Here is a 17374-nt window from a genome sequence, read left to right as displayed (position 1 = left end):
GCTATTTTTTTATCTAAAATAAAGTAATAGTACTCGTAAAAGGGTTATTTGACGTCAAAGTGCAAAGCGTATGGTTGCCCCACATACCCTTGGTAAGCTGTCTATGTACTGTTTAAATCATTATTCTTAAAAAATTATTTCTCCATTGTTTATATAAATAAAATAAGTAAGGAGAGCAATTAAACACACGCCTTAATGTTATAAAACAACGCATTAATTGAGTGAAATTGTTATTATCATAAAATCAGCGCGCATAAGTAATAATTAAAATTTTAAAAAGTGAAATTCAACATGCTAAAAAAAACAATCTTAGCTATTGCCTTAGCAGCCACCTCGCTGCCAAGCTTAGCCGACAGTAACAGCGATTTAAAAACCATTATTGATAACCACTGGCAAAACGCCAAAGCTGAGAAAATATTTTTTAGAACCGATCCTGATGGTTGGAAGCCCAACGGCACCCTACCCGATTGGAGCGAGCAAGCCATTGCGAAGCGCCAAGCTTACAACAACAGCGTACTAAAAAACTTAGCCAGCATTGATCCTAAAACGCTCAATAGCGAGCAGTTAATGAACTACCGCTTGTTTAAATATGAGCGAGAAACCGAGCAGCAAAGCTACCTTTACCAAGATAAATACTTTCCGGTTAATTTTTTAAGTGGCTGGCATACTTACTTTGCAGAAGCGCCGGCTAACATGGCCTTTTTAACCGCCGAGGATTACGATGCCTTTTTAGTGAGCCTTGGTGATTACCCGCGCTTTAATCAGCAAAACATTAATTTAATGAAGCAAGGCATTCAAACTGGTTTTACCCACTACTGCGAAACGTTTAAAAATTATGGCCAAAGTATTAGCGCCCATATAGTTAAACAACCTGAGAATAGCGCCTTATATGAGCCATTTACCCGTATCCCTAATACATTTAGCGCAGCGCAAAAAGAAACTTACCAAAATAAAGCTAAAGCGTTAATTGCCTCAAAAGTCGTGCCTGCTTACGAGCACTTTTACGACTTTTTTGAAAACGAGTATATGCCACATTGTAGAGCGCAGCCCGGTATTGCAAGCATCAAAGGGGGCCTTGATTATTACAAATATACAGTAAATTATTACACCACAACAAATGCGACCCCCAAGCAAATCCATGAGCTTGGCCTTAAAGAAGTGGCACGCATCAAAGCGCAAATGCAAAGTATTATTGATGAAGTTAGCTTTGATGGCAGCTATAGCGAGTTTTTAGAATTTTTGGCAACCGATGAGCAGTTTTACGCAACCGATCCCCAAGACTTGCTCGAAAAAACCGCCTTTATAACCCAAAAAATGTATGGCAAACTCCCTACTTACTTTGGCCACTTACCGCGTAACACTTTTACTATTAAAGGCTCAGCGAGTCGTGGCGCATTTTATATGCCACCGCCAGATAATCGTTCACCGGGGACTTACTTTTTAGCCTCAACTCCAAAGCTACAGCCTTTATATAATTTAGAAGCACTTAGCCTACACGAGGCCATACCTGGGCATCATTTACAAAACGCCATTGCGATGGAGTTAGACGTTCCTGAGTTTAGACGCACACTGAGCCACTCTGCTTTTGGCGAAGGCTGGGCACTTTATACAGAGCGTTTAGGTAAAGAAGCGGGCTTTTACCAAAGCCCATACAGTGACTTTGGCCGTTTAGGCTACGAAATGTGGCGCGCTGTGCGCTTAGTGGTTGATACCGGTATTCATGCCTTTGGCTGGAGCCGCCAAAAGGCGATTGATTATTTGGCTGATCATACCGCTTTGCCACAAAGCGCAGTGGAAGATCAAATAGACCGCTATATTTCTTGGCCAGGCCAAGCGCTTTCATACAAAATGGGCGAAATTAAAATACGCGAACTACGTGCCAAAGCAGAAAAACAGCTAGGCGCACAATTTGATATACGCAGCTTCCACGACACCGTTATTGGTCAAGGTTCACTCCCTATGGCGGTACTTGAAGATGTAATTAATGACTGGATAGCACAGCAAAAATCAGCTATTTAAAATAAAGCTAGAACAAATTGAGAGGCGGTATTGTTACCGCCTCTTTTTAAAACCCTATTAAACACCTCAAAACTAATCCCTACCCGCTTTTGCTTCGTAAAGTTAATGATTTTAAAAACCAGAGCTTAAGTATGAAAAAACGTATTCTGTATTGGCTGCAAAATGATTTGCGCATTGATGACAACCCCATACTCAATGATTTATCACAACAACAATGTGAACTTGATATCGTATTTGTGATCAATCCTGCTTGGTTTAAAAGCAATAACTATCAACAAAAACCCTATGGTGTACATAAACAACGCTTTCTAATGCAAAGCCTATACGAGCTACAGGAGTCTGTTTTAGGGCTTGGCCAAACTTTACATATTATTGAAGGCGATCCGGTAAGGGTATTAACACAGCGTATTAATGAGCTTGGCATTGATGAAGTTGTTTATAGCGAGCAAATAGGCGTTTATGAGCAACGCCAAATTACCGCACTTAAATCGAAATGCGCTACTGTGATATTTAAATCTGTGATGCAAGATACCTTATATCAACAGCAACAACTGCCCTTTGAACTTGCTGATTTACCAACCGGCTTTACCCCTTTTAGAAAAAAAATCGAAGCCACTGGTATCAGTTTATCCGCAGTGCCGTTCTCAGCAAAAAGACTTCCACCGCCTATTATTTTATGTGCTAAACAGCCTATATCAGAGCCGCCAACAGGAAACCCTTTACTCCAAGGTGGACACAAAGCCGGCCTTGCGCATTGTCTACAGTACTTTTCATCAGCTTTACCAAGCAGCTATAAAATCACCCGTAATGAGCTGGATGGCTTTGATAACTCGACTAAATTTAGTAGCTGGCTGGCTTTTGGTTGTATTAGTGCCAAGCAAATTTTTTGTGCAGTAGATGCTTATGAAGCGCAGCATGGGGAAAATGAATCAACATACTGGATCAAGTTTGAATTGCTCTGGCGTGAGTATTTTAAGTGGCAAGCAATTAATGTGAAGCATCAGTTATTTACTTTTAAAGGTAAAAAACAAAGCTCGCCACTTACCACTTTTAGCCCGAACCGTTTTGCAAAATGGTGCCAAGGCAGTACCCCATTTCCGCTGGTTAACGCTATTATGAAAGAGCTTAACGCAACGGGCTTTATCACTAACCGTTCACGACAAATTGCAGCCAGCTGTTTGGTCAACGAACTACAACTAGACTGGCGCTATGGCGCTGCTTACTTTGAACAACAACTTATTGATTACGATGTAGCCGCTAATTGGGGCAACTGGCAATATATTGCTGGGGTTGGGGTCGATCCGCGCGGTGGGCGACACTTTAATTTGGCAAAACAAACCCAGCAATACGACCCACACGGTGTATACATTGCCAAGTGGCAAGGAAATGAGCACTGCGATGCACAATTAGATGACTTAGACGCCGCTGATTGGCCTGTGTAATAACAAAACCTCAAACATAATACTGGCTAGCTGACTCTCGTTATAAGCCCAAGGTTAAGTCTTGGGCAAGTGTGCCGCTAGGCTTTTCTACTACGCGGTTAACTTCAACCCCGTTATGCTTAATAATAAAAGTGGGGGTATATTGTAAGTCATGCGCCAGCGCAATACCTGCCTCATCACGTTTGTCATAACCTACAGTAACAAAGGTTATTTTCGAAAGTTCAACCTTAGACTCATCAAGTAACTTTATTAATCGAGGTACTTCGCGAGCACTGTCATGACACCAGCTACCTAAAAGCACTAACAACTCTTTACCTGCTAATTTTTGCATCAATGCAACGTCTTGCGGTGTAGGCGAGAATGTTTGGTATTGCTTAGCAAATTTATCGTGCTCGCTTAATAAACGCTTAGCAGTCATAGCGTCCGAGTGTGGTTTGAGCGCTGCATTCACTGCCAGTGGTAAACTCAACATTAAAAGTAAAATTAATTGTTTAAACATAATCTTATACTTAAATAGTGTTTTAGCTACTATACCCATAATCGAGCTTAAGTAAATAAAAGTCACTTGCTTTTATCCATAAAATCATCCACTTGTGATAAAACGGCTAAGTACTCACGTTTGGCTTCTTTGTTTTGTTCTAATTTATCTAAGTCACCGATTAACGTTACTAATTGCGTATGTGAATAACTCGATGTTGTTCTAAACTCGTTCGACGCCCCCACACCACTGAGTCGTTTTCTTTCATCCATACTATGACTATCTTCATTTTTCTCGAGCCAAATATCATTAATAAGACGAATATTACTCTCACTGGTGGTGGTTTCTTTCAATTCTTTTTTTAGCTCGTATTGAGATATTTCGGGATTAAACTGATACACTTTTTTATCTACATCCACCTCATGAGCCTGATCAAGGGCAACCAATTCGTTATTTTTTACAGCGGTACCAATAGTGTAACTTTCTTGTTTGTCATAATAATCAGGAGGGATGTCAGAGCGGTTACCTTCTTCATAATTAAAACGCGTGCTCGCCGTTTTATCTTGAGTAACTCCAGTTAACCCTGCTGATTTTTGGTGTTCTGTATTTTGACTCAGCTTTGTGGTGCTTGTTGCTATGTAATCACCTTGATCCATTGCAAAAGAGAATTTTGCATCAAAATCAGCTAACTTAGATATACCATCACCTAAGGAATTTTTATTACTGCTTCCTAGCCCTTGATAGCGTGGATCACGGGTGATCATATTGTCAACCAAATCAGCTACTAGCTCGCGTCCGTTAGTAAACTGCTGTGTAGCTACTGACTCTATTTGACTATAGCGCTCAGCGGCTGATGACATACTACTAAACGCACTTTTAAATACAGCCAACCCTTGTTTCATTACTTCATCACTTTTTTGGCCAAACGCCGAACGCGTACTTTTCTCTGAGCTATTGAGCTGGCTATCTTCTAAACTTTTATCGAGCGCTTTTATGTATTGCTGCATTTGGCTTTTGTCTTGCGCGCCAATGGTTGACATATCGAGCGAAAAATCAATGTTGTTCTGACCATTTACCGATTCAAACTCGAGTATTTGCTGCTCTGAATCTTCATCAAGGGTATAACTTAAATTAAGCTCATTGTCTTTTCCAAGTAGCGCTCCATCAGCATCGGCAGTATTTCCCTCTGACGTTGAAAAATACAAATCAAAACCCGAAAGCTGTTTATTATCAAAATTGCTTAAAAAGCTTAAATCTAAATCAGTTTGGTTTGCGGGTACATAACGACTGTAAGCGCTTTGTTTAGCTTTAAAAAATTCATCTGCCATTTCGCCTACACCAGAAAATACTTGCGTTAATGCTTGGTGTTCAGCCTCAGATAAGTCGCCATCTACTTCATAACTTACGCTAAATTCGTCAGTGGTTTCGCCTGTTTCCTCATCGTAACCTTGCGCAGAATGAAAAGTGATTTTAATAACATCACCTTCTTTGGTTTTTACCGACAGCTCAAATCCATAGTTATCATCATCCTCATATCGCTCGCGGTTAAAACTTTCCATAAAGGGGTCTAGCGAGCGTTCAACACGCTGCTGACTAGACGCTAAAAACGTTTTTTGATTGAACCCAAGCTGCCCCAAGTTTGATAAAATATCGCTAGTGTTAGCATAAGCGCCCTGAATATTTTTTACCGAGCTGTTTAAACGCTCAATTAACTGATCACTACGTTCATTTTTTAATAGGCCCTCTTGCTGAGAACTTATAACCGTTCGCAGCGCAACCTCTTCACTGGAGAGTTTATAATTTGAGCCACTGGGTGCGCTGGAAATCGTGAGTAAAGAGGATAATTGCTGATTAAGTATTTCATCGACTTGTTCGTCACTAAACTGACTGAGCATTTCATCGGTGATTATTGCCGTGCTTGGCGCTAAGTGAGCACGCGATTGCAAACCTGTGGGCATACTGGTTTGGTTTGAATTATTGACTGATTGGGCAAGCAACGCATTTAGGTTAGCATAATTGCCTTGTAGTTTATTAACCATGATTATCCTTAATCTTCAGTACAATTAAGTACTTTGTCGGCCATCTAATTAAAACCTTTAATTCTTTTTTTATTATTCAAGCATAAAATATTTTAATAAAAACGTTAGTTTAAAAGTAATTAACACGTTTTGGCGAGCAATGATTTGAGTATATCAGGTACAAATTTGCGCTGTGCGGTAATGGCATAAAAGTGCTCAAATGCATCAGGTAAACGTTGGTATTCAACTAATAGGCCTTGTTCTATTTCATCCTTTACTACAACTGATGGCAATACCGATAGTGCACCACTATCACGAGCAAGTAATCGCAGCATAGCCATATCATCAGCCTCTGCTTTTATTTTTGGCTGATATTGCCAGCGGGCACACAAAGCATTAAATGAGTCTCTAATCGCGGAGGTTTTACTGGGTAGCACCCATTGTGCATCTGTGTAACCGGTAGGAAATTGACCGCGTGTTTTTTTATCTGCAGGGCCCACTATGGCTAATGGCTGACGAGATACCAACTGGCTTTGCCACAGTTGATCGTAGTGCTCAAGTCCGATGGGTTTATTGGTTAAAACTAAATCCAGTTCGTGCTCTGCCAAACCATTTAATAGCCCATCCATACGCCCTGCAGTAAGCGAAAAGCGTACTTCGTCGTTACTCATTAAAGGGTTAATAAATTCCTCGATAAAGTTACGAGAGAGCGTATTAAGCACCCCGATTGATAAATGCTGAGTTTGGGAAATCATCCCTTTATGAATAAAAGACGACAGTTCTTCGCCCTTAGTGAATATATCGTTAGCGTACATTTGCACCCGCTTTCCCATATCGGTTAATGCCAAGGTACGTCCTTTACGTTCAAATAACTGAATATTAATGGTGTGCTCTAGCTGTTTAATTTGAGTGGAGAGCGCTGACTGCGATAAATGCAGCTCTTTAGCTGCTTGGGTTAAGTTACCAATTCGGGCAACAGACCAAAAATAATACAAGTGATGGTAGTTCAAACGGCTCATTGTAGTTCTCTTTTATAGAACGTTTATATGCATTATATCTATTTTTATTTAGTTATCTAGTTTGTCATACTCCAATAACTAAATAAGGAGCACTGAATGAGCGAGTATATTATTTCGTTGTTATTACTAATGATGCCATTAAGCACATTTTTAGCGGCGTGGCTAATTGGCCGACAACCTTGTGCCTCAAATGGCAATGTACTGTTTAAAGTGATGCTATTTAATAGTGTTGCATTTATCAGTGCCGTTGCACTTTATCGTATTTATGCCTTTGATTTACTGAGTTTCTTATCGCTCTCAGTGACCCGCGCTATTATGCTAGGACTAATCCTGTTCATAACGCTAATATTAATTCGGTTTTGCAAACACTATATGCAAGGTGAGCCACGTGTAAACTACTTTTGGCGCTGGCTGCTATTAACCGTAACCGCAGTGATGATTGTAGTTATGAGCAATCACTTAGCGCTATTTTGGCTAGGCTGGGTGGCAATTAGTTTAGCACTGCACAAGCTATTAATGTTTTATCCTGAGCGCCCTCGTGCGGTACTCGCCGCTCATAAAAAGTTTATTGTGGCACGCGTAGCCGAATCCTTATTACTCGTCGCATTTATTATTTTATCGGTTACTCACAATAGCCTATACATTAGCGATATCACTACTTTTTATCACACCACCACACTACCGCTATCTTTGGCTGAACAACTCGCGGCCTTTTTAATCGCTTTTGCAGCTTTAATCAAATGTGCTCAGTTGCCTATGCATGGCTGGCTAATCAAAGTGGTTGAGGTGCCTACACCCGTCAGTGCCTTATTGCATGCTGGGGTGATAAATTTAGGTGGCTTTTTATTAATTTTATTTGCGCCTTTGTTTATTCAAGCTGCGGCTGCACAGTGGTTAATTTTAATTATTGCTGGTTTAACTACGGTGATCAGCGCTTTGATAATGACTACCCGAATAAGCGTTAAAGTAAGGCTTGCTTGGTCTACCAGTGCGCAAATGGGATTAATGCTCATAGAATGTGCGCTGGGATTATTTGAACTGGCTCTGCTTCACCTTGTTACTCATTCAACCTATAAAGCCTTTGCATTTTTAAACTCAGGCAACGGTGTAAACGAAGATCTGATTCGCCGCCACATTCCAAAACAATCACCCACGTGCTTTGCTTGGTTAACGGGGGCATTGGTGTCGATTACCCTAGTTAGCGCTGCATGGACCATTAGTGGCTATCAAGGCGCGGTCAGTGTGTGGCTACTTTTAGCATCGGCTTTAACTATTTTACTGGCCAACCAACATGGCGCTTCTAGCGTGCAAACTCACAGTAAAAAACTGCTAGTCGCACTATTAGTTGTTATTAGTTATGTGGTTGCTAAAAATATATTTACTTTAGCACTAGAGCTTGAGCAGTGGCGCGAAGCTGCATTTAGCCTCGCCGATAGCTGGGTAATAGCCCTTATTTTAACGTTAATGATTGCCAGCTACTTTTTACGCTACCAGTCTTGGCGACCACAGGTTAAATCACTTTCCACCCTATTATTTGCAGGTTTGTATTTAGATGAGTGGTTTACGCGGTTAACCCTAAAAATATGGCCGATAAATTTACCTAATAATGGCCACACCGATTTAAAAAATCATGCAGCTGGAATCACCGTTGAGGAATCAAAATGAGCAATCAAACGCATTCAAATCACACGGCATTATCGTTAAGTGACACTGAAAACAACATACTTAATAAAGTATGCGGTTACATAGCACCAAACTGGCCTTTAGATCAGATGATTGCCGTTAACCCATTTTGGGAAATGCGCCACCTTCCTATTGAAGATGTAAGCGCACGCATTGATACCTTATGTAATGCCAATATGCTAATGCCTAAAGACTTTTATCAGCACAAGTACGACAACGGCATTATTACTGATAACCACTTAGCCGATGCAGCCAAGTTACTTAACAGTGACTTTACGCATGAGCAACTCATAAAAACCCTTCACATTGATGTTCCTTTAGTGGATTGGCACAACATTGCAGATTTACTCGACCAGCAGCGCAATAAACATAAAATGGCTTGGCATGATGAAATCACCCATCAATTGAGCCAGTTTTGTGCCGCGCATTATCAGCAGCTTGGCCCTATGCTTCATGGTGATGACACATCATCACAATCACCTTTATATCGCCATTGGTTAACCGTTATTCAAGCGGATAAAGGCATTAGTATTGTAATGGATGAAAAGCATTTAAATGGCTACTTTAAGCGACTGCCCACTTGCGCTGATGAACTGATTGCACTAACACTCTCAACCCTTAATATAGATAACGACTCGTTAGAGTTATATGCTCATTCGCTGCTTTTAGATATTAATGGTTGGGCATCGTGGTTGGCGTATTTACGATTCCAAGGCCAACTTTACGCTAAACCCAAAGATGATATGAAACAGCTACTGGCCATGCGAATGGCATGGGACTTGGTTATTTGGCAGTATCTGGCAGATCATGATAGTGCTTCATTTAAACAACTACAAAGTCAGTGGCAGCAAGAAAAGTCACTCGTAATTGAGCGCCTGCATGCACACAAATTGGCACAAAAGCCATTATGGGTGTGGGCAAAAGCACTGGAGCTGAGCTATCAATACCCGCTTAATCATGCGCTACAAAACGCCACTAAAACGCCAGTGAACAACGCTCAATTACAAGCAGTGTTTTGTATTGATGTACGCTCAGAGGTTATTCGCCGCGCGCTTGAATCGCAAAGTAAAAATATAGAAACCTTCGGCTTTGCCGGTTTTTTTGGCTTGCCACTAGAATATCAAGAAAATGGTAGTGCAATTACTCGTCCTCAACTACCAGGGCTACTCAAACCAGCCATACATGCCACACAAACACACAAAGACGCGGCGCTTGAAGCATCTCGTCAAAATAGTGCTACATGGCAAAGTTGGTCAAAATCAGCCCCCTCATCGTTTTCTATGGTTGAATCAGCAGGCTGGCTGTATGCATTTAAATTAATAAAAAATACCTTTTTATCTAAAGGTAAAGCTAAAAAGTGCGCAACCACCGACTGGCAATTAACACAAAATCAGCAAAAACTGACCCTAAAAGACAAAACCGACTTAGCTCAAAAAGTGCTTAACACCTTAGGAATAAAAGAGTTTGCGCCGCATGTTATGTTGGTGGGCCACGCCAGCCATACAACTAATAACTTGCACAGCGCTGGCCTAGAATGTGGAGCCTGTGGAGGGCAAAGTGGCGAAGTTAATGTACGCGTGCTGGCTAACTTACTAAACGATACCCAAGTGCGCCAAGCGCTTAAAGAGCGAGGGCTAACACTGGCACAGAGCACGCAATTTATTGCCGCTATTCATAACACAACCACGGATGTCATCACCGCTTACGATACCGAGCTTAATGACAATCTAAAAAAATGGCTAACCGTTGCCACGCAAACCGCTCAGCAAGAGCGCTTAGTAAATATCGACCCGCAGTTAGTTAATAAAACCGCAGATGAAATTAACCATGCTTATCATCAGCGTGCCCGTGATTGGTCGCAAGTACGCCCAGAATGGGGACTTGCTAATAACGCCGCCTTTATTGTTGCACCACGTGCCTGGACTCGCAGTGTTAACTTACAAGGACGCTGTTTTTTACATGATTATGAATGGGAAAACGATAACGAATTTGCGGTATTAGAACTGATTATGACCGCACCCATGATAGTAACCCATTGGATCAATAGTCAATATAATGCCTCGGTTACCGACAACCATAAATACGGCAGTGGTAATAAAATACTCCACAATGCAGTCGGCGGTAATATTGGATTATTTGAAGGTAATGGCGGTGACCTTCGTATTGGCTTAGCCATGCAGTCACTGCACAATGGGGAAAAATGGATGCACGAACCAATTCGCCTTAATGTATATATTGCTGCGCCGCAATCGGCAATCGCGGCAATTTATAACAAACATGTCATGGTGAAGGAGCTGATTGATAACCATTGGCTCACTCTCATTCGCTGGGGCGATGATAATACCCTAGAGCAGTTCGAAAATGGACATTTCTCAACTATTTCAGCCTCTAATGAGCCAATATAAGCTATGCCAAAGATAGTCATTGCTACTAAACATAAAAAGGCGCCTTTAGTAGCTCCCGCTTTGGAGCCACTTGGTTTTGAGGTATTCACTACTGATTTATTTGATACCGATACACTTGGGATGTTTAGTCACGAAGTACAACGTCATTGTAGTGCCAATACAGCGGCACTGACAAAAGCTCAGCGCGCATGTGAACTCACAGGCGAGCAATTTGGGCTTGGCAGTGAAGGCAGTTTTGGGGGTGGGCCGTATCCGGGTTTAATGAACTGGGACGAAGAAGTTATTTGTTTTTATGATAAACACAATAACAATGCTATTTATGGATACGCTGGTGGGCCATTTTCGCCCAGCAGCTTAAGCATTAGCAGTGAAACCAGTGCTGAATCAATCACTACTGCATGTCAGCGCTATGAAAACCAGCATTGGATACTTGACGACACCCAAACGCTTCATAAAGGGCTTAGCATAGAAGCGCTTATTGCTTTGTATACAGAAAAAACGCCAAGCACAGGTACAATCACGCCTGATCTGAGGGCCATGTATAGCCCGCAACGCCAAGTAATTATTAGCCGAGCTGCAGAAGATCTTGCAAGGCGACTATCATCAACATGCCCACAGTGCCAAAACCCTAACTTTGTTGCTAAACAAGTTACAAAAGGCTTGCCCTGTGAGCTATGCAATATGCCAACAGAACAAATGAAATCAACTACTTCAGTGTGTGATAGTTGCGGCTTTAGCCACATTGAAACGAATAAAAAACGCGTTGCTGATGCAACATATTGCCAGTTTTGTAATCCTTAAGAGTTATTATGACATCATTACAACCCACTCAATTATTGAATACTGAAGAGCGTATTAACCAAGCCGTGGCACTATTAAAAGCGGGCGAATGCGTTGCCTTACCCACAGAAACTGTGTACGGCCTTGCTGCCGATGCGAGCAATAGTGATGCTGTAGCAAAAATATTTGCCGCGAAAGGACGCCCGACAAACCACCCGTTAATTGTGCATATTCCTGAACTATCACATGTGCACCACTGGGCAAAAAATGTAAATAAGGCAGCGATTACACTTGCTGAAGCCTTTTGGCCAGGGCCGCTCACACTTATTTTAAATGCAAAAGATAATTTAAATAGCCCTGTAACAGGTGGCTTGAATAGCATTGGTTTACGCGTACCAGCACATCCGCAATTTTTAGCAGTTTTAAAACAATTAAATACTGGACTTGCAGCTCCCTCAGCTAATCGCTACAAACAACTAAGCCCAATAAACACAGCCCATGTTATGCGCGATTTAAATGGCCGAATTAGCGCAGTATTAGAGGGCGGGCAATGTGATGTGGGTATTGAATCAACGATTGTTGATGCCACCACTGAGCAGCTTCGCATTTTACGCCCAGGACCTATATCCGCTGCAGATATTTTGCAGAAAACCGGACTGAATGTCACTACACCGCTTTCACATAATGAGGCAGTGCCTGGCAATGTAAAAGCGCATTATCAGCCACATGCTCCTGCAATACTTATTAATAGCGCAGATTTTCCAAGTGTTTTGAGTAACACTCCCCATTTGCAAACACATTATTTAATCTATTCAACCAAGGCAGAGCAACAGTTATTAGCTAATCACATTTCGCCTCAGTACATTACTAAGCTAAGTGCTTGCCCTGTTGAGTATGCTAAAAACATGTATAAAACGCTGCATCATATCGATGAGACAACACCGATGAATATTTATATCGAAAAGCCGCCAGTAAGCAGTAAGTGGGGGGCTGTGAATGACCGCCTTAGCCGTGCCACCACAGTATTTGCAGGATAAGTTAATTAACCGTTAGGTATTCAATAACCGTTGCTGCTGCCACTGGTTTATAAAAGTAATACCCCTGAAAACGTTTACAGCCAATATCAACTAACATATCAAACTGTGCCTGTTCTTCCACGCCCTCAGCTATAACACTTAAGTTATGGCTGTTGGCAATGGCAATAATACTTTGCACCATACTATTTGATTTAGAGTCCACCAAAATATCATCAACAAAGCTCTTATCTATTTTCAGTTCATCTATCGGTAAGCGTCTCAAAAGACTCAGTGATGAATAGCCTGTGCCAAAATCATCCATTGAAAAGCGTATTCCACGTGACTTTAAGCTCTTAATCGTATCAATCACATGTTCAAGATTATCCATAAAGAGGGATTCTGTTATTTCTAAAATGATACTTTGCGCAGTAACATTGTGCGTCTCTAAACTGTGTAATAATGTAGGAATAAATACACTACTTTGAAATTGCATTACTGAAATGTTTATTGCCAATTCAAGAGGGGTATCGCTGTGTTGCTGCATTTTTGCAAACTCACCAATAGATCGCGCTAAAACAAAGTCACCAATTTTAAAAATTAAATCACTTTGCTCTGCAATAGCAATAAACTCAGCGGGTGATACCATACCAAGCTCACCATCTTGCCAACGAATGAGCGCCTCCATAGCATGGATTTTACCCTGTTCATTTACTTGGCACTGATACGCCATAGACAATGACTGCTCGTTTAACGCCATATTAAGCCGCTCTTCTACTTTTAAACGACGTAAGTAAGCTTGTTTAATATCAGCATGATAATGACACAGCCATTGGCCGGTATCTTTTGCCCACTGGTTAGCTAAATGCGCACTTCGTACGAGCTTACTCTTTGTTATACCATGCTCTGGATAACAGGCTATGCCCACACTTATATTAAGTAATCGTTCACTATTGTTGGTTTCATATTGCTGGATTGCTGACTCTAAAATATGCTCGAATGCACGTCTGTTTTGCTCATCAAAAGTGTGAGGTGCAATAATACAAAATTCATTCCCACTATTTCTAAATACTAAATAGGGTGATAAAAATGTTGTTTTTAAAAAGCCAGCAAAGGTTTTTATCGCTTTATCGCCAAACTCCATGCCAAAGCGATTATTCATAGAACGCAAGTTGGTAATGTTAATGATTGCTAAGCTAAACGATGTTTCTTTTTTCTCTTCAAAGCTATCACGTAACGCTTTTCGATTTGGGAGTTTGGTCAAATCATCATGTCTTGAAAGATGGAATAGCTCATCAATACGCTTTTTTTCAGCACGTGCAATAAGCCTAAAACCAAAAAATAGCACCATACAAATAAACACATAAACTAGGACATACAAGCCAACTTTCCAATAATACAGATTTTTTATTGGTTGCATCGCCATTTGTGACAGAGTCCACAACTGATAACGGTTATCAAATTTTGCTGAGGTGATATACGGTTTGCCTTTTACCGTCGTTTCTATGCTAAACACTTCCTCGGAAGATTTAAGTGTTTGCTTTGTTTTACCTGTTTGCTCTATCAAAGCATTACCCGATAACCCCAATGCCTCTTTAGTCTGGGTTTTTATATAACTTGCTATATCTGCATCTCTAACCGAGCTGTATTGAATAAAGCCATCTATTTCTCTTGCTAGCATGATGTAATCATCACGATTACTTTGCAAAATATTTAAGTACTTAGTCCCTCTCGGCACCGCCATACCTGCCGTCATAACCGCGATTACTGTGCCGCTCTTATCGCGTAATGCTTTTCTTATTGGGATGACCCACTCTTGTAAAGATTCATTAAAGTAAGTCTGTCCTAATACCATTTTGTCTGATACGAGGGTTTGCGCAAAGCTTTGGCGTGTATTTTTATTTTCTTTCAGGTTGATCATGGTTGAAGCGTTTAAGTTTGAGCTGTAATAAATAATCTCGCCTTGCGGATTAAACAGTCCAAAGCCTAATAACACGGGATTTTCTAGCAAAATATTATCAAGAAGTTTAATTGTCGACGTTTTTTCATGTAAATTATTATTAGAGAGAATATCTCTACCAATTAAATCTAGCATCAGCTCTTTATTTCTAAGGGTGCTTTTAAGTGCTTGCGCAGAAAATTCCACACGATTTTGGGAGCTCGTGCGGTAATCTTTTTTGATGTTTTTCCACTCGTAAACCAAAAGCACGCTTAATAAAATTAAGCCACCCAACAGCAAAAAACAGAAGAGTTTCCATAAATTATTTTTTATTAGTGCCATCTAATTCTCACAACCCCGCCACAACCTGTTTGGTAGTGTGTTATGTATTTGGGCTCTTAAAAGCACTTTATGGCTAGCTTGGTTTTTTTTCAAGCTATTTTATTGCAAAATTAAGAAAACACACACAAATAAACACCTTTAATTAACAATAAAGGCAACATTAATTAACAACCAGCAAGCTCGATAAAAGCATTATTGTTATTGCTAAGCTAAGGCCTCGTTGTGTCCTTGCATTTAATAAACGATATTATTAAGCGACCATTGTAGTTTATTTATTAAATATAATATTGATTTAAAACAATAGCTTTAGTTGTAAAATGTAATTTAAACCAGCTCATGTATGAAGTCGTTTTGTTTAGTCATAATTTTGCAATAATGAGCGGTAATAATAGCTGCATTATTAATCAAAAATAGCATTTGAAGCCCCTCATGAGCGAATCTATAGTGCAACTTACCTTTGCACTTCCGTCATTTGAAGATCCTATGTCTGCGGCAATGAGTCACAGCATGGAATTTGAAACGCTATCGCAGGATGCTAACAGTCAGCATCAAATCACACTGCAATGCGTTTTACCTGAGGCTGCTCATGAAAGTGATATTATTTCACTCAGCGCAACTGAGCCAAATGCACGAGCGGCTCAATACTACACAGAAAAAACACTCAACCTATCTGATCTAGAACAAGGGCGAGTCAACCTAACTTTGAGTCAAATAGCACATAGTCATGATTTTGTGATGCAAATGATTTTGCATGGTAAGCACGGCACGTTAAAAAATAGTTTGCAGTTTGATATGCATATTAACCAATTTGGTAGTGGTTATACTGCACCTGCAACTTATATAGCGCCGCCTAGGCCGCATCGAGTACGTCAGTATTTCGCTAATATGGGAACAGCTTTACTTTCGCTTTTTTAGTTATTGGCGCACACTTTTCCACTGGTTTTTTATTACTCAATCAGCAAAGCTCACTTTACCCATAGTGATATCTAAAATCCCTTGGTTGTTATTATTTAAGCCTTGACGTTGCCCTGCCAAACATTCATTTGCCAAAATAGCAAACAGCACGGCCTCTTTGGCATCAGGATTTACGCCTAAATTCTCGGTGTTTTTAAACGCCTTAATGTTTGGGCAGTGCATCAGTAATTGCTCCATTAATAATGGATTATGAATACCTCCACCACTGGCATATACTACACAGTCTTGAGTATGTTGAGCACAGTCATTTAACGCCTTGGCAATCGTAGTGGCAGAAAGGGCATTTAAAGTCGCTAAAACATCTTCGTGGTTTAGTCTTTGTGTCGTTGAATGCATTTGTGCCGCCCGTAAATAAGCTAAATTAAACACCTCAGGTCCGGTTGTTTTAGGCAGTGGTAATTTAAAAAACGCGTTATCGGTAAGCGCAGCAAGAAGCTTTGTATTCACTTTACCAGCTTTGGCAAGTTTAGCTCCCTCATCATAATGGAGCCCTTTAAAATAATGCTGTACATAAGCATCCATAATAGTATTGCCAGGGCCAATGTCAGAGCTAAAGACCGCTCCAGTATCGCCGTTTTTAGGTAAAAATGTTAAATTAGCAATGCCCCCCATGTTGAGTAAAATACGATTTTCATTTGGGCTGGCAAAAAACAAATAATCTCCATACACAGCTAATGGTGCGCCTTCACCACCAGCAGCAATATGCTTTTGCCTAAAGTCACCTATCGTGGTAATGCCTGTAGTAACCGCTATTTGATCGCTGTCGCCAATTTGTAGCGTGCCATTTTTAAAATCGTGGTGGTTATGTTGGGATTGCGGGCAGTGATAAATAGTTTGCCCGTGACTGGCTATTACATCAATATCGGCTGGATTTACTTGCCACAGTGCTAAACACTGATTAACCATAGCACCATGGAGTTTACCTACCCACGGATGTAACAAAGTCAGCACTTCTAAATCGCATTCGCGCTTAGCAAACACCTGTTTTATTTTAGTTTTATACTCATCGTTGTACTCAACCGTGGTGAATTTTAATACCTCTATTTGGGTATGCAAACCCGCTCCGGTTATTTTACATAGCGCCACATCTAAACCATCTAAAGAGGTGCCACTCATTAGGCCAATAATTAAACGACTAGGCTTTTTAGCGCTATTATAAAGGGCGGCAATGTGTGGGTGCATAGTGACTCTGTGTAGGTACTTTTTATTATATTTTAAAAGAGTTTAAAGCAAAGTTATAGCTGTATACACTTTAATTTTA

Annotated in this window: 12 protein-coding genes; 7 read left to right on the top strand and 5 right to left on the bottom strand. The window is 40.6% G+C overall.

Going from position 1 to position 17374, the window contains the following annotated elements:
• Window positions 1-291: 291 nt before the first annotated feature.
• Both AAGD16_RS15810 and AAGD16_RS15805 read left to right on the top strand, forming a co-directional pair.
• Complete coding sequence (locus AAGD16_RS15810; protein WP_377115009.1) at window positions 292-2019, top strand: DUF885 domain-containing protein; 1728 nt, start codon at window positions 292-294, stop codon at window positions 2017-2019.
• A 131-nt stretch (window positions 2020-2150) separates the two neighbouring features.
• Window positions 2151-3461 (top strand): DASH family cryptochrome, encoded by a 1311-nt coding sequence (locus AAGD16_RS15805; protein WP_377115006.1) that lies wholly within the window; start codon window positions 2151-2153, stop codon window positions 3459-3461.
• Between the two features lie 40 nt (window positions 3462-3501).
• On the opposite strand, the gene AAGD16_RS15800 is transcribed toward AAGD16_RS15805, so the two are convergent.
• The 3 genes from AAGD16_RS15800 to AAGD16_RS15790 form a co-directional block, all read right to left on the bottom strand.
• Complete coding sequence (locus tag AAGD16_RS15800) at window positions 3502-3960, bottom strand: TlpA family protein disulfide reductase (protein WP_377115003.1); 459 nt, start codon at window positions 3958-3960, stop codon at window positions 3502-3504.
• A 62-nt stretch (window positions 3961-4022) separates the two neighbouring features.
• Window positions 4023-5978 (bottom strand): hypothetical protein, encoded by a 1956-nt coding sequence (locus AAGD16_RS15795; protein ID WP_377115000.1) that lies wholly within the window; start codon window positions 5976-5978, stop codon window positions 4023-4025.
• 119 nt (window positions 5979-6097) lie between these two features.
• Complete coding sequence (locus AAGD16_RS15790) at window positions 6098-6976, bottom strand: LysR family transcriptional regulator (protein ID WP_013462919.1); 879 nt, start codon at window positions 6974-6976, stop codon at window positions 6098-6100.
• Between the two features lie 96 nt (window positions 6977-7072).
• Between AAGD16_RS15790 and AAGD16_RS15785 the strand changes: the two genes are divergently transcribed.
• Genes AAGD16_RS15785 through AAGD16_RS15770 form a run of 4 tightly spaced genes read left to right on the top strand, consistent with a single transcriptional unit; the run spans window position 7073 to window position 12881 of the window.
• The gene (locus AAGD16_RS15785; protein ID WP_013462918.1) at window positions 7073-8641 is read left to right on the top strand and encodes an NADH-quinone oxidoreductase subunit L; all 1569 of its coding nucleotides are present in this window, start codon (window positions 7073-7075) and stop codon (window positions 8639-8641) included.
• Window positions 8638-11064 carry a YbcC family protein gene (locus AAGD16_RS15780; protein WP_377114995.1) on the top strand — a complete coding sequence of 809 codons (2427 nt, stop codon included), beginning with the start codon at window positions 8638-8640 and terminating at the stop codon, window positions 11062-11064. The genes AAGD16_RS15785 and AAGD16_RS15780 overlap by 4 nt, the downstream gene beginning before the upstream one ends.
• A 3-nt stretch (window positions 11065-11067) precedes the next feature.
• The gene (locus AAGD16_RS15775) at window positions 11068-11865 is read left to right on the top strand and encodes a DUF6671 family protein (RefSeq protein WP_013462916.1); all 798 of its coding nucleotides are present in this window, start codon (window positions 11068-11070) and stop codon (window positions 11863-11865) included.
• An 8-nt stretch (window positions 11866-11873) separates the two neighbouring features.
• The gene (locus AAGD16_RS15770; protein ID WP_013462915.1) at window positions 11874-12881 is read left to right on the top strand and encodes an L-threonylcarbamoyladenylate synthase; all 1008 of its coding nucleotides are present in this window, start codon (window positions 11874-11876) and stop codon (window positions 12879-12881) included.
• Between the two features lies 1 nt (window position 12882).
• On the opposite strand, the gene AAGD16_RS15765 is transcribed toward AAGD16_RS15770, so the two are convergent.
• The gene (locus tag AAGD16_RS15765; protein WP_377114990.1) at window positions 12883-15138 is read right to left on the bottom strand and encodes an EAL domain-containing protein; all 2256 of its coding nucleotides are present in this window, start codon (window positions 15136-15138) and stop codon (window positions 12883-12885) included.
• Window positions 15139-15567: 429 nt separating this feature from the next.
• Here AAGD16_RS15765 and AAGD16_RS15760 point away from each other — a divergent pair, with 429 nt between their 5' ends.
• The gene (locus AAGD16_RS15760) at window positions 15568-16053 is read left to right on the top strand and encodes a hypothetical protein (protein WP_013462913.1); all 486 of its coding nucleotides are present in this window, start codon (window positions 15568-15570) and stop codon (window positions 16051-16053) included.
• Between the two features lie 36 nt (window positions 16054-16089).
• Here the strand turns inward: AAGD16_RS15760 and AAGD16_RS15755 are convergent, their stop codons facing one another.
• A complete protein-coding gene (locus tag AAGD16_RS15755) occupies window positions 16090-17295 on the bottom strand; it encodes an anhydro-N-acetylmuramic acid kinase (RefSeq protein WP_013462912.1) in 1206 nt (401 codons plus the stop codon).
• Window positions 17296-17374: the final 79 nt, after the last annotated feature.

Origin of the sequence: Pseudoalteromonas sp. M58 (assembly GCF_042604605.1) — a bacterium.
Classification (GTDB): domain Bacteria; phylum Pseudomonadota; class Gammaproteobacteria; order Enterobacterales; family Alteromonadaceae; genus Pseudoalteromonas; species Pseudoalteromonas tetraodonis.
Note: the sequence above shows the minus strand (reverse complement) of the source record. Positions and strands in the feature narration are given on the sequence as shown.